A 26,136-nucleotide genomic window follows, 5' to 3' on the forward strand; every position below is an offset into this window, starting at 1 on the left:
TTAACTCTCCCAGCGCTTGGCTTCTTCTATGTCGCGTTTTTCTATTTTAGCAGCAATCTCTGGAATTTTATTGGCCTGGATTAGAACAGCTGAGCTGAAATCACTGACAGCCTGCAACATTTGATTGCAGGCCTGACGCCCAGCTTCCATTCCAGCAATTCCAGTCGTATAGGAAAATTCAACTTGTTGATTTTGCGCATTACTTGTATCAAGATCAACTAACTCACTGATTGCATCTGCTGCCGAAATTGTACTTGACTGTATTTTTCCCATTAGCTTCTTTCCTTTACATAATTTTTCAGCTATTATACCACATCCAAGGTGAAAGAAGAAGCGTGAGCAGGGCTTTCTGATACCAGTTCTACAAATTTCTACAGCTGTTAGCCTTAATAAAAGTGAACGATAAAAAATAGAGAGTGGGACAGAAATCGGTAATTCGTTAGAATTCGATTTCGTCGTCCCACCTCCGCACAGTTGAGTAGGGCTGTAAAAGCTGATGAAATCAGCGTAGTAGAGCCCACTCAACCACTGCGTCTTGCTCGACAATCCAAAGACAATTGAGAGGCTAGGACTTTTGTCCCAGCCTCTAAAAAATTATTTCACAACGATATTAACAAGTTTATTTGGTACGCTAATGACTTTCACGACTTCTTTGTCGGCGATTTCAGACTTGATTTTCTCATCTGCCAGAGCGATTTCCTGCAGTTCCTCACGGCTCAGATCTTTGGCTACGACCAGTTTAGCACGAACTTTTCCCTTGATTTGAACTACGATTTCGACCTCTGCTTCGACAAGCTTGCTTTCATCATAAGTTGGCCAAGCTACGTAGGAGATACTCTCGCCAGTTTGAGCTAGTGACTGCCAGAGTTCTTCAGCCAAGTGTGGTGCGAAAGGCGCCAGCAATTGAATGAAACCTTTGGCATATTCGACATAGAGTTTTTCTTCCTTGTTGGCTGCATTGACAAAGATCATGAGCTGGGCAATGGCTGTGTTAAACTTGAGCTCCTCAAGTTGCTCTGTGACAGACTTGACTGTTTCATGGTAGACCTTGTCCAATGCTCCGCTATTTTCAGTGACCAGCTCCTTAGAGTTAAGAAGTCGATAAACCCGATCCAGGAACTTGCGGCTGCCTTCCAGACCTTCCTCGCTCCAAGCGATAGATGCATCCAGCGGACCCATGAACATTTCATAGACACGCAGTGTATCGGCACCATATTGCTCTACTACATCGTCTGGATTGACCACATTCTTCAGAGACTTAGACATCTTAGCAGGTGCTTGCTCTAATTCTTCTCCCGTTTCGATGTTGAAGAATGAACCATCACGTTTTTCTACCTTGTCAGTCGCCACAAGTGCTCCACGGTGATCACGGTAGCTAGTCCCAAGAATCATCCCTTGGTTAAAGAGTTTCTGGAAAGGCTCTTTGGTAGGTACTACTCCAAGATCATAGAGGAACTTGTGCCAGAAGCGAGCGTAGAGAAGATGGAGCACGGCATGCTCTGCACCACCGATGTAAATATCAACTGGCAGCCAAGCCTTCAGCAGCTCTTCGTCTGCTAATTTCTCATTATTGTGTGGGTCAATGTAACGCAGGTAATACCAGCTAGAACCAGCCCATTGAGGCATGGTGTTGGTTTCGCGGCGTCCTTTGACACCGTCTTCGCGAATCACTTCCAGCCAGTCAGTCAGATTGGCCAGAGGGCTTTCACCAGTACCAGAAGGGCGGATATCCTTGGTTACAGGCAAGACAAGTGGCAGTTCACTTTCTGGAACTGCTGTTGAAGTGCCATCTTCCCAATGAATAATTGGAATCGGCTCACCCCAGTAGCGCTGACGGCTAAAGAGCCAATCGCGCAGGCGATAGGTGACTTTTTCGTTTCCGACACCTTCTGCTTCCAGCCAAGCAACCATCTTTTCAATAGCGGTAGCCTTGTCCAAGCCATCTAAGAAGCCAGAGTTAATATGCGGACCGTCTTCTGTATAAGCAGCGTCAGCAACATTGCCACCTTCTAGAACCGGAATAATCTCCAAGTCAAACTGCTTAGCAAACTCCCAGTCGCGCTCATCGTGGGCAGGAACAGCCATGATAGCTCCTGTTCCGTAGCTTGCAAGCACATAGTCGGCAATCCAGATGGGGATTTCCTTGCCATTGACAGGATTGATGGCATAAGCTCCTGTCCAGACACCGGTCTTCTCCTTAGCCAAATCAGTCCGAGCCAGGTCGGATTTGAGGCTGGCTGCATGTTTGTAGTCTGCAACTGCTTGAGCTTGTTCGGCACTTGTAATAGCATCAACAAGAGCATGCTCCGGAGCCAAAACAGCATAGGTCGCACCAAAAAGGGTGTCCGGACGAGTCGTAAAGACGGTGAAGTCCTTGTCTGTGTCCTTAATCTTGAAGGTTACATTGGCACCGGTTGACTTGCCGATCCAGTTGCGCTGCATATCCTTGATAGACTCTGGCCAGTCCAGCTCCTCCAAGTCATTGAGCAAACGCTCTGCATAGGCTGTGATTTTCAGCATCCACTGACGCATGGGTTTGCGGATAACTGGATAGCCACCGCGCTCAGATGTGCCGTCTGGCAGAACTTCCTCATTGGCAATAGCCGTTCCCAGCTCTTCCACCCAGTTTACTGGCACTTCTGCTTCATAAGCCAGACCTTTTTCGTAAAGTTTGGTGAAAATCCACTGAGTCCACTTGTAGTAGTTAGGGTCAGTAGTATTGACCTCCCGATCCCAGTCATAAGAGAATCCCAGAGCATTGATTTGGCGCTTGAAGTTGGCAATGTTTTCCGCTGTAAAGTCAGCCGGGTCATTGCCTGTATCCATGGCATATTGTTCAGCTGGCAAACCAAAGGCATCCCAGCCCATAGGATGAAGGACGTTATAGCCCTGAGCTCGCTTGTAGCGGCTAAGGATATCTGTCGCTGTGTAACCCTCTGGATGCCCTACATGGAGCCCCGCTCCTGATGGGTAAGGAAACATGTCTAGCGCATAAAAGTTAGGCTTGTCCTTGTTCGTACCTGTTTTAAATGTATGATGCTCTGCCCAGTATTTTTGCCACTTAGGCTCGATTTCTCTATGATTATAAGTACTCATATTTATCTCCAACTTTTGTGATGTTACTATTATACCATTTTCAAAGGATTTTGAAAGACGGAATCCAGTTTTCACTGACAAAAACTATAACTCATCTCTAAAGCGTTAGTCTCTGATTGACCTCTAAAATTAAAATTTGTATAATTCTGACCGGAGGAATAATCATGAATTTACAAACTATTTTAACTTATGTTTTCTTTGTTATTTTTATTAGCACAGAAATGTGGATTAAAAATAAAACTAAGTCAAACAATGTAAACGACTCTGCAGATAAAGGGAGCCGCTACATCATTATCGGCTGTGTTATCTGCTGCTTATTTTTGATAAACGGACAATTTCTCGACTTTGTTCCCCACTTACCCAGCCTCACTATCTATCTTGGAATCCTCATCTCCCTAGCAGGGTTCGTATTGCGGATCTATGCGGTCAATTATCTCGGAAAAAACTTCACACTGGCCGTTTAAACAACCGATAGTCAACAATTAGTAGACCATGGCCCTTATTCTATTGTAAGAAATCCTGCCTATACTGGCAGTATCTTGTCTATCCTTGGTCTATCGATTACATCACTAAATCCTCTTACAATCATTATCAGTCTTATTTTACTCGTGGTAGGATATAGCATTCGACTTAGAGTAGAAGAAAAAGCTTTAAGCAATCACTTTGGGAAAAAATACGAAGCTTATTGCCAAAAGGTTAGATACCGAGTTTTTCCTTACATCTGGTAATCTCACCAAAAAACAAGCCACACTGTCAGCCCTATGGTTGAAAGGTGGCTTGTTTTGTATTTTACTTTTATTTATCCAAATCCCTGACATATTGGTCGACTGCTAGGATGGCACCTGCAATGTCAGAAGCTGAAATCTCAAATGGCATCTGGTGGATGGTTTCGCCTTCAATCGTCGCTTGCTGACCAACTTTGAGCAAATCTTCATAGCTAGCATTTTCTAAATGCATTTCTTTCAGAGTGGTCGGCATACCAATTTTTTGATAGAAGCGAATATATTTTTCCAATTCTTCTTTAGGTCGGTTTTCTAAGAAGAGCTGGGTCAAGGTTCCATAGGCAACTTTTTCACCGTGGGTCAGGTGATGAATATCACCTGTGAGAGCTGTGAAGCCGTTGTGGATAGCATGGGCTGCTGCTAAACCTCCGCTCTCAAAGCCGACGCCACTGAGAAGCGTATTGGCTTCAATGATATTTTCTAAAGCCGGCGTGACAACTTGAGCTTCACAGGCTGCGATAGCCTGCAAGCCATCTGCAAACAAAATCTCTTCACATTTCTTCGCAATTGCATTTCCTGCTAAAGTCTGCCTGTCCCCCAACATGGTAACACCATTAGCCTGCATAACCGCTCTAGCCTCCACCCAAGTTGCTAATCCATCTGCAATTCCAGAGGCTAATAAACGTTTAGGGGCTTTAGCAATGACAGCTGAGTCAACTAAAACTAAATCTGGATTCTTACTGTAAAAAATATATTTCTCAAATGCTCCCTCATCAGTGTAAATAACTGATAAAGCAGAGGTTGGTGCATCTGTAGAAGCAATGGTCGGCGCAATAACCACTGGCACTTCTAACAGGTCTGCAATGGCTTTCGCACTATCAATGGTCTTACCACCGCCGAGACCAATCACCAAATCAGCCCCATCTTTTTCTGCTAGAGAAACTACTCGATTAATCTCATTATCGGAGGCTTCTCCATTAAATGCAACTCTAAAAACATGGAATCCATAACGTGTTAAATATTTCGAGAAAGCTTCACCAACAATACCATATACCACATCATCACAGAGAAGAACTGGGCGATTCCCCAACTTCAATATCTGCTTGGCATTCTCAAACAGAGCATTTTCTCCTTGAATATAACGAGACGGACTTGCAAATATTCTCATAAGGCACCTCTTTCAATTTGTTATGGGTAAACAATTTATTCTTTGTTAAACATATTCCTGACTATGAATGTCAGACCAATCTGTTGCAAAGTCGTCTACCGCCTTAGCAATGGACGGCATAGCAAAGGCTGCTGCAAAAACATCCGGACCTGCTGTAACGGCTTGGGCACCATAAGCAAAAGCTCGATTGACTTGAGCAACATTTTTAAAGGAGGCCGCCAATATTTTACTGGCGGAATGATCTCGCTCAATAGCCTTAGCCAGCTGGCTAATGACAGCATCTGAATCAATATTGAGATTTTCCATTCGGTTATAGTAAGGAGCAAGATAGTCAGCCCCCGCTTCAATGGCTAAGAGACCTTGAAATGTTGTATAAATAGCTGTCGCTGTAATCTTATAACCTCCTGCTTTGAGAGTTTTGATAGCCGCTAACCCATCCGGTGTGACCGGAACTTTAATGTAGACAGCATCGCCACATCTTTTTCGAATTTTAGCAGCATCTTTCAAGATCCCCTCATAATCTTTGGCAACAACCTGCACATGAATAGACGGGCCTTCTCCTATAATTTCTCGAACGGCGTGAATCCGCTCGAAGAAGTCTATCTTCCCTTCTTTTTTTGCGATGGTCGGATTAGAAGTCACTCCCGCCAAGGGAAGGACTTCCGACCATTTTTTTATCTCATCTAAATTTAAGGTATCAAGCATGAATTCCATAAATTGGACCTCTTCTACAATGTGTGCTCCGTCCGTCCGATAATATCATCTTGCGTCGCCTTAGAAAGCACATTGAAGAAAGCAGAGTAGCCTGCAACGCGAACAATCAAATCGCGGTGCTTTTCAGGATGCTTCTGTGCATCAATCAAGGTTTCCCTAGAAACGACATTGTATTGGATATGATAGCCATGCAGACGGTTAAAGAATGTACGAAGCAAGGCAATTAGTTTCAGTTTATCTTCCTCTTTAGACAAAGTCTGAGGATTTACTTTTTGATTAAGCAAGACGCCACCAACGATTTCATCCGTCGGCAATTTAGAAACGGATTTCAATACAGAGGTTGGACCGTTCTTATCCATATTGTGAGATGGTGAGCATCCTTCAGCAAGCGGTGTTCCGGCATTGCGGCCATCTGGCGTCGCCAAAGTACCACGACCTTGACCGACATTGGCTGAAATAGAAGATGTTCCAGAGTAGCGGATACCGCCAATTGGACCGCGACCATAGCGAGTATTTGGATATTTAGCGATTTCATCCACATAAATATCGTAAGCATCTGTCACTAGCTTATCTGCGTAATCATCATCATTACCATATTTTGGTGCATCATGAATCAGCATCTCTTGGATTTCTTTACCACGCTCACCTGCATAGTCCGTTTCAAGTGCATGCCATAGTTCAGCTGGAGTCAGCCTACCCTCCTCAAAGACCAGTTTTTTGATAGCCGCCAATGAGTCTGATAGATTGGCAATACCGACTTGAAGACCGGAAATATAGTCATAGACAGCTCCGCCCTCTTTCAAATGCTTACCTCGTCCGATACAGTCATCTGTCAAAGCTGAGCAGAGAATATCCGGCACTTCTCTTTCAAGAGACAGGTCAATAGAATTTTCCACGATGACACTCATGCGGGTCAAGTGGCGCAAGGTCTTGTCCCAAGCCGTTTGCAGCTCAGCAAAACTCTTCATATCTTTAAAGTGACCAAAGCTTGGTGCAAAGCGCTTGCCAGATGCTGGGTCAATTCCATCGTTCATAGTGATGAGGAGCACCTTAGGGAAGTTCATATAGCTCATACCTGTACAACGGTAGCCCCATTTACCAGGCACAGCAGTTTCCACACAGCCGATAGCACTGTAGTCATATGCATCTTCTTCTAAAACGCCTTTGGCGATAAAGGACGGAATGATGATTTCATCATTATTGAAAGCCGGCATACCGAAACCTAGCTTCATGACTTCAATACACTCATTCATAAAGCGAGCATCTAAGCCTGCATGATAACGAACAGTCAGATTCGGCTGAGGAAGATGAGTTTGAGCTACAGATTTCAAGACAAGGTAGGAAAGTGGGTTGACTGCATCTCTCTTATCTCTCGTTTGGCCCCCGATTGTCACATTTTGATAAAGGGGACTTCCCGCAGATGAGAATGTGTGGGCCTGACTGCGCACTTTATTAATGGTAATCGTCTTAATCCAGAGATTGGTTAAGCGTTCCACAATGCTAGCCTCTGTCTCACGTCCAGCTTCCAAATCTGCCTTGACATAAGGATACATGTACTGGTCAAAGCGACCATAAGAGAGTGAATGTCCGTTGGACTCGATCTGAAGAATACACTGGATAAACCAAACAGACTGAACAGCTTCAGCAAAGGTTGATGCTGGCTCATATGGTACTTTAGAACAGATTCTAGCGATTTCTAAGAGCTCCTGACGACGCTTAGGATCTGCTTTTTCAGCCAGCTGATTGGCCAAAGCAACAAAACGCTCCGCATAAGCTTTCACCGCATTGACTACGATGAAAATCGAATCATAAAAATGGTATTTGTCAATACTAGCCGGGTCGGTTAAATCCAAAGCTTCTTTAGCTACGCGAGCTTTTTCTTCAAAACCTTTCAGTCCATAAGCCAGGAGTTTTTGATAGTTGACCGCCAAGTGGGCATCCCCAGAGTTCATCTTTCCTTCCATGCCAAAGAAGCCAGTTTCCATATAAACCTGAACTTCCTCTGGAAGTAAAGCGCCAGCTCGAGCACGGAGGTTATTATTTTCCCAGAAAGGAGCGATGCTACGGAGCTGCTCTTTGGTTTCCTCTGTAATATAGAAGACGTCTCCGTCCCGTTTCTCAAAAAGATCTAATTCATTGAGTACAAACTCTAAAGTATACTCTGGGAAGATAGGCGCATCTTTGTTAGATGAAGCTTGATTACCAACAATCATCGTTTCATCTTCAATGTAAAGCGTCATATTTTCCAAAATCTCTTGGAGCATGTAAGCACGTTTCAACACATTTGGCTTTTCCTTATGCTCATCGTAAGCTTTGGTAGCTAGGACAGCGCGCTCTGCATCAATGTAGGGCTTTTTATTTAAAACATCTTCACGATATTTATTCATTCTCTCTGTCAGACTACCAAAATAGTCTGTTTTTATTGTTGTTCTTTCTACTTCTTTTACTTGGATCATTTTGCTGCGTCCTTTCTTATGAAATTATTTTTATTTCTTTCGTAAGTATTGTAACATGCAATATCCAAGAATTCAATCATTTATAAGCTATAATTAAATTAAAGATTATTTGCACATTTGTGCCATCTGAGCCAAGAAACTTTCGTGTTTTTATCCATCAAAATCAGATTACTCTTCATTTTTCAACTCGTTATTGTAGGCAATCTTATCCTGAAACTTCACAAATGGGAAATAGACAAAGGCGGACATGGCTAGAATAACAATTTGAATGACTGCCCCTTGCCAACCAGCAACCATAAAACCTGAAATAATAGCCGGTGTACTCCAAGGCAAAGTCACACCTGCGAATGGTTGCATAAATCCAACTGCAATCGCCATGTATACAATCAAAGCAGCTAAAACTGGAACCAAAACAAAGGGCAGGAACATGACCGGATTCATTACAATTGGAAAACCAAAGACAACGGGTTCATTGACATTGAAGATAGCTGGAAAAGCAGCAACTTTCCCAAGAGCCTTATACTGCTTAGACTTGGCAGCAAAGAGCATGGCTACGACTACTCCAAAAGTGATACCGGATCCCGATAAGATAAGAAAACTATCCAAGAACTGCTGGGTCACAATATGAGCACCTTGGCTAACGGACAACTTATCTGCAGCAAGTAAAGCCTTATTTGCATCCAGGTTAGACAATAGTAAGGCTGTTACGACGCCATTGACAACGGATTGCCCATGAACACCAAACCACCACAGAAAAGAAATGAAGAATGCAATACCAATAGCTCCATAAAGAGAACCCGTAAGGCCTTGTAGAGGTACCTGAATAACATCATAAATCATCTCAATAAAGGTACCACCACCTGTTGCTAGCTTGGCAACTATATAAACTATCATGGAAAGTAAGAAAATAACAAAAGCTGGAATCATAGCTTCAAACTGCTTAGCAATCGCTTGTGGAACTTGCTCTGGCATTTTAATGACAATATGTTTTTTAATGAAAACAGTATAGATGCTACCAGCCGCTAGACCAATTAGAATTGCTCCTATTATTCCTTGCCCTCCAAACCAAACCTTGCCAATCGCATCTGCAATCGCCTCGCCTTTTTCAGGAATATAGGAGGACTTCAAAAGGATAAAGAAGGAAGATAAAGCCAGTACACCTGCAGGAAGGGGCTCCACACCACTGTTCTTGGCATAAGAATAACCGATTGAAAAACAAGAAATCAGCCCCATAATAGCAAAGGTTCCTGAATAAACCTGCATAAATGGTTCAGTCCAGTCTGACCCAAACACACCAGCAATAGCTTGATTTAGTCCTTCAAACGGTAATTGACCTACAATCAAGAATAGGCTTCCAACAACAGTAAGAGGCAGAATTGCCAACATACCATCTTTTAATGCGATAATTCCACGCATATTAACAAACTTCATTATGGGTGCAATTATTTTTTGTGTATTTATCTTAGACATAACTAAGCTCCTTGATCTTGATACTTATCTAACAAACTCAAAGCGAGATCTAACACTTTTTTGCCATCTAACATACCATAATCAGCCATCGGTATCACTGCAATTGGAGTATGGCAACTGTCGCAGATAGCTTTCGATTTGTCTAGAGTATAAGCAACCTGAGGTCCTAATAAAGCGATATCCAAGTCCGCAGCATAATCAGCCAGCTTAGCCTGTGAGTATGCCTCAATCTCAGCCTCTATCCCTTTTTCGGTTGCAGCTATTTTCATATTATTGACTAACATTCCTGTTGAAAAACCTGCTGCACAAAACAAACCAATTTTGATCATCATTATATCCTCCTAATAAGTTAAGCTTTTTCTTGTAGTTCTTTTCTCAAATCAATGATTTCCTTAATGAGATTAATCTCTGTAATACTAGTCATCAAATGATCTTGAGAATGGACAAATAGTGCTGTGATTTCTGTTTTTGTCCCCCCTGCTTCTTGTGCTAAAAATTGAGTCTGTAAATTGTGAGCCTCAAGCAACGACTTGTCTGCCAACTTAACTTGTTCATCACACTCTAAAAACTTTCCATCTTTAGCTAGTGATAAAGCCTGATAAATATGTTGCTTGGCATCACCGGCATCTAAAATAAGTCCCATGATAATTTGATCTGCAACAATAACTTCCATAACTTGCTCCTTTTCCAGTCAACTTTTAACAACGTTTATTTGTTTCATATGAAAGCGCTTTTATTATGTTTGTAACTTAAATCTATCACCTTTAAACATATTCGTCAATAATTTATAGCACATTTACTCTAATTTAAATATTTTTGCACATTTGTGCGTATTGCTGCTAAAAAAAGAAAGAACTAAGTTCTTTCTTTTTTTACTATCCTATTTTTCTTTAACCTACTAGATAAAACTACCATCTCCATCTAAGGATAACACCTTTAATATTGTTTCTTCATCTGTTACTAAATGATTAATATAACCAGCCCGCAAAACAGATAGAATAGCTGTCGCCTTGGTATATCCATAAGCAAATCCCAAAGTATTTGGTATTTGTTTAAGTTCAGATAAGGAAATAGCAATTGTCCTTTCCTGTAATTCCTCAAATACCGGTTTTCCATTTTTATCAAAAAAACGGCAACAAATTTCTCCGACCTCTCCTTCACTTTTTAAAACAGAAAAATCTCGTTCTGTTAACATATCCAACCACTGACGATTGTTCTCATCTGCAAAACCACCGATTCCTACGACAGCAATATCCAAATCCTGCCAACTCTTTTTGAGATCTTCAAAATACTTTGATGATAAAATTCCTTTTGCTAAATTTTCCTTTTCCTGAATAATAGTCGCATTGATAAAATTACAATCTCCATGACATTTGCTTGCCATATTATAAATCAAAGTATTAACATGGTACCGGGCATGGATGTGACTGGGGCCACCAGCTAGCGGAACAAAATGAATATCTTTCAAATGTCGCGGATTCAAATGTTCTACCAACAGGCTGAGACTTTTTCCCCACGAAAATCCTACATTCATATGATCATCTAGTAGACCTCGAAGTAGATTTGCTGCACTTTGACCTAGCCTTTCTTCTAATTCAGCAGTTGATTCATCAAGCACATTCGCAACTATATCTATACCTTTTAATCCATATTTCTCTTTGACATACTTTTCTAACTGAAACAAGCGAGTATCAAAGTTATCTATTTCAATCTTGACAATCCCTTTTTTCTTTGCTTCAGCCAGCATTCGACTAACAGTTGTGCGATAGATTCCTGTTTCTGCTGCAATTTCTGCCTGGCTCTTCTCTTCTATGTAATAAAGATAGGCTAATTTAGCCAGAAGCTTTTTTCTTTCATTTCTCATCGTCCGCTCCTTCAAGCCTAAACTTTCACAACTCTAATACTTGCCTTTTCTAATTGCTCAACAGCGACATTTGAAATTCCGTTATCTGTTACAACTTGAGACACCTGCTTAAGTCCGAAACGCTTAACAATCCCTTTTTTCCCAAATTTACTTGAATCAGTAAGAATTACAACTTGGTCGGCCACTTCAGACATATATTGAACGACTTCACTACGCATCAAATCTTTCCCTGTAAACCCAAGTTCTTCATCATAGCCATCTGTTCCTACAAAAGCATATTTAACATGAAAGTAGTGGATCATTTCTTTAAGAAGCGGACCAACAGTCACTTGAGAGTCTTTTTGGAATTCTCCACCTAAAAGAATGATTTTACACGAATCATAATTCCTAACATAATCAGCTATAAAGTAGGAATTGGTAACGATTTTTACATTCCTCTTGCTACGGCAAATCTCTTCTGCTAAAAGGGCACAAGTAGATCCTGATTCAATCAAAATTGTTTCATTATCACTAATTAGTTCAGCAGTTTTCTTGGCAATTCTTCGCTTTGTATCGTAATTAAAAGACAATCTGACATTAAGGTCGTCCCCACTATTCAAGACAGCATACCCATGTTCACGACGCAATAAACCTTTTAATTCCAATTTATCTAAGTCTTTCCTAATCGTTACTTTAGAAACTTGTAGCTTCTCAGAAAGTGTATTAACATCAATCTTTTCATATTCAGAGACTAATTTCACAATTTTATCTAAACGTTCCATTTTCATTACCTCACCTATATTTTAACAAAAGATTTTATAAAAATAAAATAAAAAATAGTTTCGTTCGTAATTGTATTTGTTGCGTAAATAAGTTATAATAGTTGTATTAAAAGGAGGGTTGCGTATGGAAACAACAAAAGGAATTATTTTCAATATCCAACATTTCAGTATTCATGATGGCCCCGGAATCCGAACAACAGTTTTCCTAAAGGGGTGCCCACTACGCTGCCCTTGGTGTTCAAACCCAGAATCACAGAGGATGCAACCTGAGCCTATGCTTGATGCTACTACCCAAAAAAACATCACTATGGGAGAAGAAAGAAGCGTTATTGAGATTATAGATGAAGTCTTAAAAGACCGTGATTTTTATGAAGAATCCGGCGGTGGATTGACCTTATCTGGCGGGGAAATTTTTGCTCAATTTGAATTTGCCAAAGCTATCCTTAAAGCAGCTAAGGAGAAAGGTATTCATACCGCAATAGAAACAACGGCTTTTGTAGAACACGAAAAATTTGTTGATCTCATCCAATATGTTGATTTCATTTATACCGATTTGAAGCACTATAACTCAGTCAATCACCGTAAGATTACTGGTGTTAAAAATGAGTTGATTGTTAAGAACATACATTACGCATTTACTCATCAAAAGACAATTGTCCTGCGAATTCCAGTAATTCCTGACTTTAATAACTCTCTAGAAGATGCGGAACAGTTTGCAACTCTTTTCAATGAATTATCCATCGATCAAGTCCAACTGCTACCTTTCCATCAATTTGGAGAAAACAAGTATAAACTACTAGGACGTCGGTATGAAATGGAGGGTACTAAAGCCCTACATCCAGAGGATTTATACGATTATCAGCAGGTTTTTCTAAACCATAACATTAATTGTTATTTCTAAGCAAAAATTCCTTTTCCTAACTATTTTTTATATTATAAACCTTCTCTGATTATACCTCACATCTTGAACTGATTTTTATCCTTAATCAAAGGCTTCTAAATTTATTCGCTGAATCCAAGTTTGAAGAAAACCTCTACTTTGCTATTTCTTCAGCTTGGATTTTATTTTTATAGTAACTTTCTCAAAGGATTTTGAAAGACGCTAAAAATGGAGAATGAGGAAAACTTTTTGTTGATTGGCCTTGACTTATCTTTAAAAACAGATAGAATTAAATTTAAAATCATATGAAAAAGGGAGATCTATGATTATGAGAAAGACTTTATTTCAGATTATTGAGCCCCACCAGCAGGAAAGCTTTATTGAAGAAGCCTACGATATTTTCATGATCTTGGCCATTATTGTCAGTTTAATTCCTCTAACTTCAAAAAGTCATTCAGGAATCTTCATTTGGCTCGATCTTATAACAACGATTATTTTTATCATTGACTATGTGCTCAGGTTCGTCACTGCCGATTATAAATTACAGAAAGGACGGATTTCTTTCCTCCTCTATCCTTTTACTTTCTTGGCTATGGCTGATTTGCTCTGCATACTGCCATCACTCTTTTTATTAAATGACAGTCTGCGTCTGTTTAAAATTTTACGTATGCTTCGTACCTTGCGTATCTTTAAATTTTTCCGCTATTCCAAGAATATTCAGATCTTGACAAATGTCTTAAAAAAACAGAAAGACAGTCTGATTATTGTAGGGGTTTTAGCATTTGGATATATCTTTGTTTCCGCCCTTGTCATTTTCAACGTAGAGCCTAGTACTTTCCCTACCTTCTTTGACGCCCTCTATTGGGCAACGATTTCCCTGACTACGGTTGGATATGGGGACATTTACGCGATATCAACTACTGGAAAAATCATTACAATGATCTCTTCATTTTTAGGAATTGCAATTGTTGCACTCCCCGCTGGTATCATTACAGCTGGCTATATGAAAGAAATCAAAGAACTATAAAAGCTGTTTAGGGAACCCTAAACAGCTTTTTTATATATTCATTCGCTTTTCTATAACTTTAGCTGAGGTTTCTTTCATTTCTTAACCTTTTTAATAAAAAAGTGGAGTGTTAATAGAGCAACAATAATAAGTGAAATATAAATTAGCATGAATTGATTAGAAAGATGATCCCCACTAGCATTCTGCAATACTACTCCGTAGGATTCCTTGTATTTATTTACCACCGAACTTGGAGCATTCTCAAATACTTGAGCAATTGAGTCTTTCATCAAAACTTGTTTTAAAAGTGCATTCACTTGTGTCATAGGAAACCAAGTCATAACCTGCTGCAATGTTTCCCCAACTGAACCGATAGAAAGATAAACTCCTGAAATAAATCCGATAAAGGTACCGACGATCGTACTCAAAGTGGTAAAAGCTGAACTTGTTCGAATAAAGGCTAATACAGGAAGAACAATAGTAGCTGATAAAACTGTTGATAAGCTAACAATTCCAAAAATCTTTAGATAGTCCATGGCTGAATAATCTAGAAGTGAACTAAAACCATTGAAAATCCCAATCGCAAAGACACAAGAGAACATGGTGAGGATAATCCCAAATAGGATTGCAAAAATAGCATAGGATAGTTCAACCTTGAAATTAGAAATGGGACTAACCTTGAAATCTTCACTCAGTTTCTTTTCTTTATCTGAGACCATTACTCCAAACGCTCCTAAAGTACTGGTCATAGAAATAATCGTCGTCAAACCTGATATCAACCAATAGTTTACCATCTTAATCGTATCGCTTGAGGCAGTGTCACTACCTAACGCCTCCTTAATGGCATCAATCTGGATTTGTCCTAGAAAGACTTGATAGACTAAAATTAAGATAATAACTGACAAGAATGACATGAAAAACGCCAAACGATCTCGCGTGTATACTTTCCTATTTCTAGAAATTAGCTCAAACATTCATTTCTCCTCCTGTTTCTTTTAATAGATTCAAATAAGCTGCTTCCAAGTTTGAATATTCCACATTAAATGCTTCAATGATAGACTTATCTTGATTTTCAGAAATAATTTCCATCATTTCTTCAACAGAAACATCTTTAAAAACAATCTCTCTTTCTGACAAAACTTGACATTTGTTCATAAATTGTGATATCGATAGTGATGTTACAGACTGTCCTTCTTTTAAAAGCAAATTCAAGTTAGTTGTCGAATGCTTTTCAATAAAAGTAGCAATATCTCCTGAGTAATAAAGATTACCAGAAATTAAAACATGTAGAATATCACATCCAGCCATCTCTTCTAAATAGTGAGTGATGAGAACTACCGTCATATTATCTTTCTTATTCAACTGATAGATGGCATCCCATAAATCATGTCGAGATTGTGGATCTAGACCAGTGGTTGGCTCATCCAGCAACAAAAGTGATGGTTTAGGCAGCAGAGCACGCGCAATATCTACTTTGCGTTTCTGCCCCCCTGACAAGCTCCCATATTTTTTATTTTTAATAGATGCAACATCTAGATAGTTTTGTAAATCCTTCATTCTCTCCAAGACCTTGGTCTTAGATAAGCCATACAAGGCACCTCTAGATACCAAATTTTCCTCTACTGTTAAATTTTCATCCAAACGATTGCTTTGAAAAACGATTCCGATATGGCGATAAAAATCTTTTGTGGATAGAGGCCGTCCGTCAACTTCCCAGCTAATATCTCCTGAGCTTTGCTTGAAATTTTGAATAAGGAGATTAAATAGAGTCGTTTTACCCGCACCATTGGGCCCAAGAAGACCATAGAACTTGCCTTCTTCCAAAACTAAATCAATTCCTTTTAAGGCTTCAAAGGAGCCATAGTTTTTCTTAATATTTTTTAATCTAATTTCCATTTTTCCCAAATTCCTTCCTCAAGAAGAAGTAACTTCTTTTTTCTACTCCCACTATTATAAGAGATCATTTAACCGAAGTGTGAGGACATTCATGTCCTATTTAAAAAACTCTATGAGTTCCTAGACTCACAGAGTTCTGTTGTTTATTCATCAATTTTACTATAGCGGCTTATATCCTGCTCCCAGTCCAGCCTCATATTCTCCTTAAGGACATCTTCTGGCAATAGCTCTAGCATTAACTTTACCTTTTGATAGTTGTCCTCAGCTTTTTCGAGATTGTTTTCTAAGAAGAGGGCGATTTTCCACTGAAGCGCATAGCTAAAGACACGATCTTGAAAGTCGTTTCGCCTCAACATCAGCTCTTCTAGGACTCTTAATATTTCGGGTAATCGGTCATATTCTTGATAGTGAGACAAGACCCCCGCCGCAAAAATGATTCTGGCCTGAATTTTTTCCAATCCATTGGTCGGATAATCAGCTACTGCCACAAGTAACTTGTTTAGCAAACAAGTAAACTCCTTCTTATCAAAATCTTTCAAACCAAGAGCCAACAGGCGTAAATCAATGATTTCTAGATCCATTTCCGTCAATTTTTCTTTGGCCAAAGCCTGATCCAGATATTCATCTATTAAGCCTTGATCATAGGCAATATTTTCCGTTAAAATCATATCGTTCTTGGCCTGCTTAATCTGAAGATAAAGTTGTTCTTCCTCAGGGAGCTGATCGAAATACTTCCGATAGATTTCCTCGATCAGCTCTTCTCTCTGTTGAAGACGTTCTCCATCGCCATAGTGATAAAGCTTTTCCAAGCGATACTTCAATTCAAGATAGCCTGATGGCAATTCGAATCGCTCTCTATTTGCTAGTCTATCCAGTGATACCTCCAGTTGCTCAGCAATATAGAGAGCTGTTGCGATGGTAGGCAGAGACTGGCCTTTTTCAATTCGCTGTAGCTGCCGCGTTGTCAAAATGTCTTCTTCCCCACAAATGGCCTGACGACTCAAGCCTTTTTCTTCTCTTAGAGATTGAATTTTCTGTCCTAGCTCTTCCTTGAATTCCACATCAGGATCTCCTTCTTCCAGATATTTCCTATTATAGCATAATTTGATCATCAAAATTTATCTCTGTAGCTACAAATAAAAACCTGACCAAAGAACTTTATCTTAAGCTCCTTTAGTCAGGTCATTATGTCGTCTTATGACTTGTTTGTTACCAAATAATCACACGCTCTTCTGGGCTCCGCCACATGCCATCTCCTTCTTTCACATCAAAGGTCGTAAAGAAGTCTTCAAAGTTTGGCAGCTGCACATTGGTCCGAAGCTTGGCTGGAGCATGGACATCGACGCTTGCCAAGAGCTTCATATACTCTTCGCGTCCCTTCATCCGCCAGATACGAGCAAAGTTGGTGAAGAATTCCTCAGCAGAGAAATCAGCTTCTTTCTTTGCTGCTTCTAGGGCTGCTGCAATACCGCCCAAATCTGCCACGTTTTCTGAAACGGTCAGCTTGCCATTGACCTTAGCACCATAGGAATCCTGACCTTCAAACTGATCAATGACCTTTTGAGTCCGCTCGGTAAAGGCTTGGTAGTCATGCTCCGTCCACCAGTTGTTAAGGCTACCATTTTCATCAAAGGAAGCGCCATTGGTATCAAAGGCATGAGAAATCTCATGGGCGATGACCGCTCCGATACCACCGTAATTGGCTGATGAGGATTGGTGCAGGTCATAGAAAGGCGCCTGCAGGATCGCCGCTGGAAAGACAATCAGGTTTTTCTGCGGATTATAGTAGGCATTGACCATGTGGGCTGGCATGCCCCATTCCTTGTAATCCACCGGTTGATTCCACTTGCTCCAGCTGTACGCAATATCAATCTGGCTCAGCTTCTGAGCATTTTCAAAGAGCGTCAGCTTTTCATCCACGATCTTGCGAGAATAACGCTCAGGCAACTCGTCTGGATAACCAATATAAGGCTTGATGACATTAAGTTTGACAATGGCTTTGTCACGAGTTTCCGGTGTTAACCAGTCATTCTGAGCTAGGCGGTTTTTGTAAACTTCAATCATCGTCACTACTTTCTGCTCTACATCAGCCTTGGCTTCTGGAGAAAACTTCTGACCGGCATACCAAAGACCGATTGCTTGATTAAAAGGTCCCTGAGCTAGGTAATAAGCAGCTTTTTTCTTGTCCTGGGCTTGAGGAGTTCCCGATAGAGCACGTTGATAAGCACCTGCTAAGACACGGATGTCATCCGTTAGATATGGGGTTGTATTGCGAACCGCAGATAGAATCAACAGAGCATGGAGTTTATCCCAGTTTGCAGCTGTATAAATATCTTTAGCTGTTTTCCAGAAGCGTTCCTCAGGCACAATGACTTGGTCGGGTTCTTGACCGATTAACTTGGTGAAGATATCTGTCAAAGGCAATTCCGGCACCAAGGCTTTGAAATCGTCCCACTTATAAGGATGGTAGAGCTTAGCATACTCAGAGCTCTCCTCATTAGAGAGAACATACTGGGCAAAAACAGCATCCAAGTCCAAAACCTTGTCTAAAATATCCTTGATTTCCTCTTCAGTAAAATCAAATTTTGCTAGCAAGTCTTCCTGGGCCTTGCGCCATTTTGCAAGAAGATCTGCTTTCTGAGGATGGTCTTCCGCGTAGTAGGTCGTATCAGGCAAAATAGTGCCTGGGCCATCCGCCCAGAGAACATTGATCCGAGCATCCATAAAGTCAGGCGCTACACCAAATGGGAAATAAGTCGGCTTACCTGCCAGCTCAAAGTCTGCAATCTTAGAAGCATATTCTTCAAAAGACGCTAGGTTGCGAATCTCATCAATATAAGCACGCGCTGGCTCAGTCCCTGCTGCTTCCCGCTTGTCATAATCCGCTGCTAGGCGATGGTAAGCAACGAAGTTCTGCAGAATAGCATCTTCTGGTACTCCATCGCCAGCCAACCATTTGTCAGTCGTAGAGAGCATGAGATCTTCAATTTCCTCAGCCAAGTCCATAAAGCCACCTGTAACTGGTTTATCGTCGGGAATAACAGCTGTCTTGGCCCATTCGCCATTTATTGCATCATAAAAATCATCTTGCAGTCGTGTCATCTTTTTCTCACTTTCATACTTTTGATATAACCTTATCAAAAATAGCTTTGATTTTCAAATCTTTGTTAAATATTTCCCATATTTTGCAAAATTAACTTGACTTAATTTTTATGTTAAGGTATATTAATACAGTGGGGGTGATATACATGATTGAGATACAAAACCTAAGTGTCAGCTATCAGGGCCAGCTGGCATTAGATAAGGCAAACGTAACTATAAAAGGCCCTACTATTACAGGAATTATCGGCCCAAACGGGGCTGGAAAATCCACCCTTATTAAAGGTTTATTGGGAATTGTCGACCACCAAGGCCAAGCTTTACTGGATGGTCAGCCCTTAGACAAAGAACTAAAACGAATTGCCTACGTAGAACAAAAAATCAATATTGACTATAACTTTCCTATCAAGGTAAAAGAGTGTGTTTCTCTTGGGCTTTATCCTAAGATAAAGCTTTTCCAAAGATTAAAGACTTCTGACTGGGACAAGGTCAACCAGGCTCTAAAAATCGTTGGTTTAGAGGATTTTGCTGAACGTCAAATCAGTCAACTGTCTGGCGGTCAATTCCAACGGGTCTTGATTGCGCGCTGCCTAGTCCAAGAAGCGGATTATATTTTCCTTGATGAGCCTTTTGTTGGGATTGACTCGGTCAGCGAAGAGATTATTATGAAAACACTCCGTCAGCTAAGAAAAGACGGGAAGACGATTTTGATTGTCCACCATGACTTGAGCAAGGTGGTCGCTTATTTTGATCAGGTCTTGCTACTTAACAAAAAAGTCGTCGCTTTCGGATCAACCGAGAGTACCTTCACCAAAGAAAATATGCAGCAGACCTACGGCTCTCAGCTCTTTATGAATGGAGGTGCCTAGGATGATTCAGGAATTTATTCAAGGCTTACATGACTTTCATTTCCTGCAAAATGCTTTGATTACAGCCATTGTGATTGGAGTGGTGGCCGGTGCCGTTGGCTGCTTTATCATTCTGCGGGGCATGTCACTCATGGGGGATGCCATCTCTCACGCGGTGCTGCCCGGTGTGGCCCTGTCTTTTATTTTGGGGATTAATTTCTTCATCGGTGCCATTACCTTTGGCTTACTAGCTTCCATTATTATCACTTATATCAAGGGCAATTCTATTATCAAAAGTGACACGGCTATCGGAATTACTTTTTCTTCCTTCCTGGCTCTGGGGATCATTTTGATTAGCGTTGCCAAGAGTTCGACCGACCTCTTCCATATTCTCTTTGGGAATATCTTGGCGGTACAAGACCTTGATATGTGGATTAGTATTGGCGTGGGTATTTTGGTGCTGCTGGTCATTAGTATTTTCTTCAAGCAACTTTTGCTGACGTCCTTTGACCCGCTTTTGGCCCAAGCTATGGGAATGAAGGTTAATTTTTACCACTATTTGCTGATGATTCTCTTGACTTTGGTTTCTGTCACAGCTATGCAAAGTGTCGGAACGATTCTGATTGTGGCCATGCTGATTACACCAGCTGCGACAGCCTATCTCTATGCCAAGAGTCTCAAGACCATGATTTTATTGTCATCTGCCTTGGGGGCTGGTGCATCTGTTTTAGGCCTCTTCATCGGTTATAGTTTTAATGTTGCAGCAGGTTCTAGTATCGTTCTAACCTCTGCCCTGATCTTTTTGGTTTCATTTTTTATCGCACCAAAACAGCGGTATTTAAAAAGAAAAGTAAAATAATATATTTATGGAGGATTTCCAATGAAAAAATGTCGTTTCTTAGTTCTGCTTTTGCTGGCTTTTGTCGGCCTAGCAGCCTGCTCTAGTCAAAAAAGCAGTACTGACTCTAGCTCTTCCAAGCTAAATGTCGTTGCAACCAACTCAATTATCGCAGATATCACCAAGAATATCGCTGGCGATAAAATCAATCTGCACAGTATTGTCCCTGTCGGTCAAGATCCGCATGAATATGAGCCTCTGCCCGAAGATGTCAAAAAGACTTCTAAGGCTGACCTCATTTTATACAACGGTATCAACCTTGAAACTGGTGGTAATGCTTGGTTCACTAAATTGGTAGAAAATGCCCAGAAGAAAGAAAACAAGGACTACTATGCTGTCAGTGAAGGCGTTGATGTCATTTACCTAGAAGGCCAAAATGAAAAAGGAAAAGAAGATCCTCATGCTTGGCTAAACTTGGAAAATGGGATCATCTATGCGCAAAATATTGCCAAACGCTTGATTGAAAAAGACCCTGACAATAAGGCTACTTACGAGAAAAATCTCAAAGCTTATGTAGAAAAGCTAACTGCATTGGATAAGGAAGCCAAAGAGAAATTCAACAACATCCCAGAAGAAAAGAAAATGATTGTGACCAGTGAAGGTTGCTTCAAATACTTCTCTAAGGCCTACAATGTGCCATCGGCCTACATCTGGGAAATCAACACCGAAGAAGAAGGGACTCCAGACCAAATTAAAAGCTTAGTTGAAAAACTGCGCAAGACCAAAGTCCCATCTCTCTTTGTCGAATCAAGTGTAGACGACCGTCCGATGAAGACTGTTTCTAAAGACACAAATATCCCAATCTACGCTAAAATCTTCACTGACTCAATCGCTGAAAAAGGCGAAGATGGAGACAGCTACTACAGCATGATGAAATACAATCTGGATAAAATTTCTGAAGGATTGGCCAAATAATAACAAAAGGTTAGGAAGCAATCCTAACCTTTTTATGCAAAGAAAAAATTGGGCTGAAATGTAGGCGTTCTCAAATTTCCAGTCAAATTATTCGAAAAAAATACTTATTCGGAGTACAATGAAGCTATCAAACATGAATGGAGACTTTTATGACAACTTTTCTTGGAAATCCTGTAACCTTTACTGGAAAACAACTACAAGTCGGTGACACAGCCCATGATTTTAGCCTGACAGCAACGGATCTATCAAAGAAAACTCTGGCTGACTTTGCTGGCAAAAAGAAAGTTCTGAGCATCATCCCATCTATCGATACTGGTGTCTGCTCGACTCAGACTCGTCGCTTCAACCAAGAACTCTCTGACTTGGACAATACCGTTGTTATCACAGTTTCAGTTGATTTGCCTTTTGCACAAGGCAAGTGGTGCGCTGCTGAAGGCATTGAGAATGCTGTTATGCTATCTGACTACTTCGACCATTCTTTCGGTCGCGACTACGCTGTCCTCATCAATGAATGGCACCTTTTGGCCCGCGCAGTTCTCGTTCTGGATGAGAACAACACTGTGACCTATGCCGAATATGTCGACAATATCAACACTGAACCTGACTATGATGCGGCAATAGCAGCAGTAAAAAACTTATAATCATCACGACCACTCAAACTGAGTGGTCTTTTTATGTCTAATTTTGAAAAAAGAGAGTCTGAAACTTTTGTTAGAACTGATCCTAAGATTATTTCTTTCTCACTTACGAAACAAAGCTTCTTAAGATCTGACACACTACAAAAGAAAACTCTCCCTGTCACCAGAGAGAGTCTGAAAAATACGATTCGTTTTTAGAAAGCTTAAACAATTCTTCCTTGATCGACAACTAGTTTTCCTGCCTTGTAGACCTGATGGGTCAGGTTAGTCGCAAAGAAATAAAGTGGATAGTCAATATTCTTAGCATCTAGGATGGTAATGTCAGCCTGCTTGCCAGTATCAAAGCTACCAATCTTATCTTGACGGTTAACTGAGTAGGCCGCATTGATGGTTACAGCGTTGAGGACTTCCACTGGCGTCAGACGCATCATAAAGCAGCCCAGCTGCATAACGAACTGCAGGTTAGCTGTCGGACAAGAGCCTGGATTGCTGTCGGTGGTCAGGGTAATAGCCATACCAGCTTCCAGCATCTTGCGGGCTGGTGCATAGGTATCTTCCATCAGACTGAAGGTAGTTGCCGGCAGAAGATTCCCGATAACCTTAGCTTCTGCCATCTTGCGAATACCTTCGTCTGTCGCCATCATCAAGTGTTCCGCACTGGTTGCTCCTAGCTCAGCCGCTACATCTACCCCACCAATAGACTCGATTTCATCAGCATGGATACGAAGCTTGAAGCCCATTTCCTTAGCTTTAGAAAGTAAGTAGCGTGACTCGTCAGCTGTAAAGACGCCTTTTTCACAGAAAATATCACAGAACTCAGCTAGATTTTCTGCTTTTACCCGAGGCAGCATTTCCTCAACGATGAGTTCCAGATATTCCTGAGAACGTCCTTTATATTCTGGTGGAACGGCGTGGGCAGCCATAAAGGTTGAAACTAGGTCAATATTATGGTCACGGTCCAAAGCTCCAACAACATCTAGCTGACGCTTCTCTGTTTCCCAATCTAAACCATAGCCACTCTTGGCCTCAACCGTTGTCACCCCATGAAGCAACATATAGTCCAATAACTTCTTAGATTTATCGTACAGATTTTCAAAAGAAGCTTCTCGCGTTGCTCGAACTGTACTGAGAATTCCGCCACCTTGAGCAAGAATTTCCAGATAAGGAACACCGGCTAATTTCTTGGCAAATTCATGCTCCCGGCTACCGCCGTAGACTAAGTGAGTATGACAGTCAATCAAGCCGGGCGTAGCAATCTTACCCTCATAAGACTGGATCTTAGTATCCGGTCCAATCAGACTAGCATCTGGTTCTCCGCTGCCTACAGCTAAGATTTTGCCGTCTTTGACTGCAATGTAGCCGTCTTCTAACACTCGAGCTTCCTTCATCTCCGCTCCGAAAAGGGGATGCCCAAGATCGTTAGGACAAAAGACTTGATTAAAGTGAGTTAATAGTAAATCAGCAGTCATGTTTCTTCCTCCATTTTATTTCTAACATTTTTACTTGCTTTTCATCATAATACACTATCGTCAAATTATAGTCAAAAGCTTTTAAAAAATAGGAAAAATTCTTTTTTTCTATTTTATGTTTTTTTCTTGACTTTTTATGGACGGGGGTCTTATAAAATAAGGTCGAAACATATTTTATACTTGACTTAATAAGGAGGAATCTTCATGTCATACTTTAGTGAAAATGAAATTGCAGCAGCAATGACCGTCAAATTAGACGATGTCTTGCCTGAAAAAACGGTTTTCCAAGAAGGCATCCGCCGTGCACCTGACCGGGGCTTCCGTCTCACTCAGGCGCAAACAGAAATCGCTCTAAAAAATGCTCTTCGCTATATTCCAAAAAAATTCCACGAAGAAGTGATTCCAGAATTTCTGGAAGAATTGAAAACTCGCGGACGGATTTATGGTTACCGCTGGCGTCCAAAAGAACGTATCTATGGTAAACCAATTGACGAGTATAAAGGAAACTGTACCGCAGCTAAGGCTATGCAGGTCATGATTGACAACAACCTGAGCTTTGAAATCGCCCTCTATCCTTATGAATTGGTTACTTATGGGGAAACTGGATCTGTCTGCGCTAACTGGATGCAGTATAATTTGATTAAAAAATATCTGGAAGTGATGACCGACCATCAAACTTTGGTTGTAGAATCTGGTCACCCTGTTGGTCTCTTCAAATCCAAACCAGAAGCTCCACGTGTTATCATCACCAACGGCCTCTTAGTCGGCGAATACGACAATATGAAAGATTGGGAAATTGCAGAAGAAATGGGTGTCACCAACTACGGTCAAATGACAGCCGGCGGTTGGATGTACATCGGCCCACAAGGTATCGTCCATGGTACTTTCAATACCCTCCTCAATGCTGGACGTTTGAAACTGGGTGTAGCAGATGATGGTGATCTAACCGGCAAACTCTTCATCTCTTCTGGTCTAGGTGGTATGAGTGGAGCTCAAGGGAAAGCAGCCGAAATTGCTAAAGCTGTGGCAATCGTAGCTGAAGTAGACCAATCTCGGATTGAAACTCGTCACTCCCAAGGCTGGATTAGTCAATTAGCCGAAAGTCCAAAAGAAGCAATCGAGCTAGCTCAGAAAGCTCTGGAAGCTGGTGAATCAACTTCCATTGCCTACCATGGTAACATTGTAGACCTCTTGGAATACGTCAACGAGAACAATATCCATGTAGATCTACTATCTGACCAAACTTCTTGCCACAATGTCTACGACGGTGGCTACTGTCCGGCTGGTATCAGCTTTGAAGAACGGACTCGCCTCCTAGCTGAAGACAAGGAAAGTTTTGCTAAGCTGGTTGACCAAACCTTGGAACGTCACTTCAAGGCAATCAAGACCTTGACTAGCAACGGTACTTACTTCTTTGACTATGGTAATGCCTTTATGAAGGCAGTCTATGACTCTGGCATCAAGGAAATTTCTAAGAATGGCTTTGACGATAAAGACGGCTTCATCTGGCCATCTTATGTAGAAGATATCATGGGTCCAATGCTCTTTGACTATGGTTACGGTCCTTTCCGTTGGGTATGTCTGAGCGGTAAGCACGAAGACCTAGTCGCTACTGACCATGCAGCTATGGAAGTGATCGACCCTAACCGCCGCTACCAAGACCGTGACAACTACAACTGGATCCGCGATGCTGAGAAGAACCAGTTGGTTGTTGGAACCCAGGCTCGGATTCTCTACCAAGACTGTATGGGACGCGTCAATATCGCCCTCAAGTTCAATGAATTAGTCCGCGAAGGTAAGATTGGTCCTGTCATGATCGGCCGTGACCACCACGACGTATCTGGTACTGACTCTCCATTCCGTGAAACTTCTAATATTAAAGATGGATCTAATGTTACTTGCGACATGGCCGTGCAATGTTATGCTGGTAATGCTGCTCGTGGTATGAGTCTAGTAGCTCTCCACAACGGTGGCGGAACTGGTATCGGTAAAGCGATCAACGGAGGTTTTGGCTTGGTTCTAGACGGTAGTGAACGTATCGATGAAATCATTAAATCTGCTATCGCTTGGGATACAATCGGAGGAGTTGCTCGTCGTAACTGGGCACGTAATGAGCATGCTATTGAGACAGCTATCGAGTACAACCGTCTCCACCAAGGCACAGATCACATCACTATTCCATACTTAACTGACGAAGATTTGGTCAAAGAATCTGTTAAGAAATTGTTCGAATAGG

Annotated in this window: 22 protein-coding genes and 1 pseudogene; 8 read left to right on the forward strand and 15 right to left on the reverse strand. The window is 41.2% G+C overall.

Going from position 1 to position 26,136, the window contains the following annotated elements; all coding sequences use genetic code 11:
* Entirely contained in the window at positions 1-273 is a 273-nt protein-coding gene (locus tag AWH02_RS00395) for a hypothetical protein (RefSeq protein ID WP_046164639.1), read from the reverse strand.
* Positions 274-594: 321 nt separating this feature from the next.
* Positions 595-3,096, reverse strand: a complete 2,502-nt coding sequence (gene leuS, locus AWH02_RS00400; RefSeq protein ID WP_060553872.1) for a leucine--tRNA ligase — start codon at positions 3,094-3,096, stop codon at positions 595-597.
* Between the two features lie 164 nt (positions 3,097-3,260).
* On the opposite strand from leuS, the pseudogene AWH02_RS00405 reads away from it, so the two are divergent.
* Positions 3,261-3,824 (forward strand): annotated as a pseudogene (locus AWH02_RS00405) (methyltransferase family protein).
* Positions 3,825-3,891: 67 nt separating this feature from the next.
* Here AWH02_RS00405 and AWH02_RS00410 read toward each other — a convergent pair.
* The 8 genes from AWH02_RS00410 to AWH02_RS00445 all read right to left on the reverse strand — a co-directional run bounded on the left by AWH02_RS00410 (position 3,892) and on the right by AWH02_RS00445 (position 12,251).
* Positions 3,892-4,986, reverse strand: coding sequence for a glycerol dehydrogenase (locus AWH02_RS00410; RefSeq protein WP_060553871.1), 1,095 nt, complete (start codon positions 4,984-4,986; stop codon positions 3,892-3,894).
* A 45-nt stretch (positions 4,987-5,031) separates the two neighbouring features.
* On the reverse strand, positions 5,032-5,700 hold the full coding sequence (locus AWH02_RS00415) for a fructose-6-phosphate aldolase (protein ID WP_060553870.1): 669 nt from the start codon (positions 5,698-5,700) through the stop codon (positions 5,032-5,034).
* A 14-nt stretch (positions 5,701-5,714) separates the two neighbouring features.
* A complete protein-coding gene (locus AWH02_RS00420; RefSeq protein ID WP_060553869.1) occupies positions 5,715-8,156 on the reverse strand; it encodes a glycyl radical protein in 2,442 nt (813 codons plus the stop codon).
* Positions 8,157-8,324: 168 nt separating this feature from the next.
* Entirely contained in the window at positions 8,325-9,626 is a 1,302-nt protein-coding gene (locus AWH02_RS00425) for a PTS sugar transporter subunit IIC (RefSeq protein WP_045504312.1), read from the reverse strand.
* A 2-nt stretch (positions 9,627-9,628) separates the two neighbouring features.
* Positions 9,629-9,955: a PTS sugar transporter subunit IIB gene (locus AWH02_RS00430; RefSeq protein ID WP_060553935.1), complete on the reverse strand. Its 327-nt coding sequence runs from the start codon at positions 9,953-9,955 to the stop codon at positions 9,629-9,631.
* 20 nt (positions 9,956-9,975) lie between these two features.
* A complete protein-coding gene (locus tag AWH02_RS00435) occupies positions 9,976-10,299 on the reverse strand; it encodes a PTS lactose/cellobiose transporter subunit IIA (RefSeq protein WP_060553868.1) in 324 nt (107 codons plus the stop codon).
* Between the two features lie 225 nt (positions 10,300-10,524).
* Positions 10,525-11,490, reverse strand: a complete 966-nt coding sequence (locus AWH02_RS00440) for a sugar-binding transcriptional regulator (protein WP_060553867.1) — start codon at positions 11,488-11,490, stop codon at positions 10,525-10,527.
* Between the two features lie 17 nt (positions 11,491-11,507).
* Positions 11,508-12,251: a DeoR/GlpR family DNA-binding transcription regulator gene (locus AWH02_RS00445; protein WP_060553934.1), complete on the reverse strand. Its 744-nt coding sequence runs from the start codon at positions 12,249-12,251 to the stop codon at positions 11,508-11,510.
* A 124-nt stretch (positions 12,252-12,375) separates the two neighbouring features.
* Between AWH02_RS00445 and AWH02_RS00450 the strand changes: the two genes are divergently transcribed.
* Positions 12,376-13,152: a glycyl-radical enzyme activating protein gene (locus AWH02_RS00450; RefSeq protein WP_045504320.1), complete on the forward strand. Its 777-nt coding sequence runs from the start codon at positions 12,376-12,378 to the stop codon at positions 13,150-13,152.
* Positions 13,153-13,459: 307 nt separating this feature from the next.
* On the forward strand, positions 13,460-14,158 hold the full coding sequence (locus AWH02_RS00455) for an ion transporter (RefSeq protein ID WP_060553866.1): 699 nt from the start codon (positions 13,460-13,462) through the stop codon (positions 14,156-14,158).
* A 74-nt stretch (positions 14,159-14,232) separates the two neighbouring features.
* Here AWH02_RS00455 and AWH02_RS00460 read toward each other — a convergent pair whose 3' ends face one another.
* The 4 genes from AWH02_RS00460 to AWH02_RS00475 all read right to left on the reverse strand — a co-directional run bounded on the left by AWH02_RS00460 (position 14,233) and on the right by AWH02_RS00475 (position 19,135).
* Positions 14,233-15,111, reverse strand: coding sequence for an ABC transporter permease (locus tag AWH02_RS00460; protein ID WP_060553865.1), 879 nt, complete (start codon positions 15,109-15,111; stop codon positions 14,233-14,235).
* On the reverse strand, positions 15,104-16,033 hold the full coding sequence (locus AWH02_RS00465; RefSeq protein ID WP_060553933.1) for an ABC transporter ATP-binding protein: 930 nt from the start codon (positions 16,031-16,033) through the stop codon (positions 15,104-15,106). The genes AWH02_RS00460 and AWH02_RS00465 overlap by 8 nt, the downstream gene beginning before the upstream one ends.
* A gap of 143 nt (positions 16,034-16,176) precedes the next feature.
* The gene (locus AWH02_RS00470) at positions 16,177-17,145 is read right to left on the reverse strand and encodes a helix-turn-helix domain-containing protein (RefSeq protein WP_223358709.1); all 969 of its coding nucleotides are present in this window, start codon (positions 17,143-17,145) and stop codon (positions 16,177-16,179) included.
* A 97-nt stretch (positions 17,146-17,242) separates the two neighbouring features.
* Positions 17,243-19,135, reverse strand: coding sequence for a M13-type metalloendopeptidase (locus AWH02_RS00475; protein WP_060553864.1), 1,893 nt, complete (start codon positions 19,133-19,135; stop codon positions 17,243-17,245).
* A 146-nt stretch (positions 19,136-19,281) separates the two neighbouring features.
* On the opposite strand from AWH02_RS00475, the gene AWH02_RS00480 reads away from it, so the two are divergent.
* The 4 genes from AWH02_RS00480 (at position 19,282) to tpx (ending at position 22,434) form a co-directional block, all read left to right on the forward strand.
* Complete coding sequence (locus AWH02_RS00480) at positions 19,282-20,001, forward strand: metal ABC transporter ATP-binding protein (RefSeq protein WP_012130835.1); 720 nt, start codon at positions 19,282-19,284, stop codon at positions 19,999-20,001.
* A gap of 1 nt (position 20,002) precedes the next feature.
* Positions 20,003-20,839, forward strand: coding sequence for a metal ABC transporter permease (locus AWH02_RS00485; RefSeq protein ID WP_045504337.1), 837 nt, complete (start codon positions 20,003-20,005; stop codon positions 20,837-20,839).
* 21 nt (positions 20,840-20,860) lie between these two features.
* Complete coding sequence (gene scaA, locus AWH02_RS00490; protein WP_045504340.1) at positions 20,861-21,793, forward strand: metal ABC transporter substrate-binding lipoprotein/adhesin ScaA; 933 nt, start codon at positions 20,861-20,863, stop codon at positions 21,791-21,793.
* A gap of 149 nt (positions 21,794-21,942) precedes the next feature.
* Positions 21,943-22,434, forward strand: a complete 492-nt coding sequence (tpx, locus tag AWH02_RS00495) for a thiol peroxidase (RefSeq protein ID WP_012130838.1) — start codon at positions 21,943-21,945, stop codon at positions 22,432-22,434.
* Positions 22,435-22,634: 200 nt separating this feature from the next.
* On the opposite strand, the gene hutI is transcribed toward tpx, so the two are convergent.
* Entirely contained in the window at positions 22,635-23,900 is a 1,266-nt protein-coding gene (gene hutI / locus AWH02_RS00500) for an imidazolonepropionase (RefSeq protein WP_060553863.1), read from the reverse strand.
* Positions 23,901-24,104: 204 nt separating this feature from the next.
* On the opposite strand from hutI, the gene AWH02_RS00505 reads away from it, so the two are divergent.
* Entirely contained in the window at positions 24,105-26,135 is a 2,031-nt protein-coding gene (locus AWH02_RS00505; protein WP_008809790.1) for a urocanate hydratase, read from the forward strand.
* The last annotated feature ends 1 nt before the right edge of the window (position 26,136 follow it).

This window comes from Streptococcus gordonii, from assembly GCF_001553855.1.
GTDB classification, from domain to species: domain Bacteria; phylum Bacillota; class Bacilli; order Lactobacillales; family Streptococcaceae; genus Streptococcus; species Streptococcus gordonii.

What these genes read in the sequence shown, in the direction of transcription:
- AWH02_RS00395 (WP_046164639.1), bottom strand. Translation starts at nt 273, where the DNA reads ATGGGAAAAATACAGTCAAGTACAATTTCGGCAGCAGATGCAATCAGT.
- leuS (WP_060553872.1), bottom strand. Translation starts at nt 3,096, where the DNA reads ATGAGTACTTATAATCATAGAGAAATCGAGCCTAAGTGGCAAAAATAC.
- AWH02_RS00410 (WP_060553871.1), bottom strand. Translation starts at nt 4,986, where the DNA reads ATGAGAATATTTGCAAGTCCGTCTCGTTATATTCAAGGAGAAAATGCT.
- AWH02_RS00415 (WP_060553870.1), bottom strand. Translation starts at nt 5,700, where the DNA reads ATGGAATTCATGCTTGATACCTTAAATTTAGATGAGATAAAAAAATGG.
- AWH02_RS00420 (WP_060553869.1), bottom strand. Translation starts at nt 8,156, where the DNA reads ATGATCCAAGTAAAAGAAGTAGAAAGAACAACAATAAAAACAGACTAT.
- AWH02_RS00425 (WP_045504312.1), bottom strand. Translation starts at nt 9,626, where the DNA reads ATGTCTAAGATAAATACACAAAAAATAATTGCACCCATAATGAAGTTT.
- AWH02_RS00430 (WP_060553935.1), bottom strand. Translation starts at nt 9,955, where the DNA reads ATGATCAAAATTGGTTTGTTTTGTGCAGCAGGTTTTTCAACAGGAATG.
- AWH02_RS00435 (WP_060553868.1), bottom strand. Translation starts at nt 10,299, where the DNA reads ATGGAAGTTATTGTTGCAGATCAAATTATCATGGGACTTATTTTAGAT.
- AWH02_RS00440 (WP_060553867.1), bottom strand. Translation starts at nt 11,490, where the DNA reads ATGAGAAATGAAAGAAAAAAGCTTCTGGCTAAATTAGCCTATCTTTAT.
- AWH02_RS00445 (WP_060553934.1), bottom strand. Translation starts at nt 12,251, where the DNA reads ATGGAACGTTTAGATAAAATTGTGAAATTAGTCTCTGAATATGAAAAG.
- AWH02_RS00450 (WP_045504320.1), top strand. Translation starts at nt 12,376, where the DNA reads ATGGAAACAACAAAAGGAATTATTTTCAATATCCAACATTTCAGTATT.
- AWH02_RS00455 (WP_060553866.1), top strand. Translation starts at nt 13,460, where the DNA reads ATGAGAAAGACTTTATTTCAGATTATTGAGCCCCACCAGCAGGAAAGC.
- AWH02_RS00460 (WP_060553865.1), bottom strand. Translation starts at nt 15,111, where the DNA reads ATGTTTGAGCTAATTTCTAGAAATAGGAAAGTATACACGCGAGATCGT.
- AWH02_RS00465 (WP_060553933.1), bottom strand. Translation starts at nt 16,033, where the DNA reads ATGGAAATTAGATTAAAAAATATTAAGAAAAACTATGGCTCCTTTGAA.
- AWH02_RS00470 (WP_223358709.1), bottom strand. Translation starts at nt 17,145, where the DNA reads ATGATCAAATTATGCTATAATAGGAAATATCTGGAAGAAGGAGATCCT.
- AWH02_RS00475 (WP_060553864.1), bottom strand. Translation starts at nt 19,135, where the DNA reads ATGACACGACTGCAAGATGATTTTTATGATGCAATAAATGGCGAATGG.
- AWH02_RS00480 (WP_012130835.1), top strand. Translation starts at nt 19,282, where the DNA reads ATGATTGAGATACAAAACCTAAGTGTCAGCTATCAGGGCCAGCTGGCA.
- AWH02_RS00485 (WP_045504337.1), top strand. Translation starts at nt 20,003, where the DNA reads ATGATTCAGGAATTTATTCAAGGCTTACATGACTTTCATTTCCTGCAA.
- scaA (WP_045504340.1), top strand. Translation starts at nt 20,861, where the DNA reads ATGAAAAAATGTCGTTTCTTAGTTCTGCTTTTGCTGGCTTTTGTCGGC.
- tpx (WP_012130838.1), top strand. Translation starts at nt 21,943, where the DNA reads ATGACAACTTTTCTTGGAAATCCTGTAACCTTTACTGGAAAACAACTA.
- hutI (WP_060553863.1), bottom strand. Translation starts at nt 23,900, where the DNA reads ATGACTGCTGATTTACTATTAACTCACTTTAATCAAGTCTTTTGTCCT.
- AWH02_RS00505 (WP_008809790.1), top strand. Translation starts at nt 24,105, where the DNA reads ATGTCATACTTTAGTGAAAATGAAATTGCAGCAGCAATGACCGTCAAA.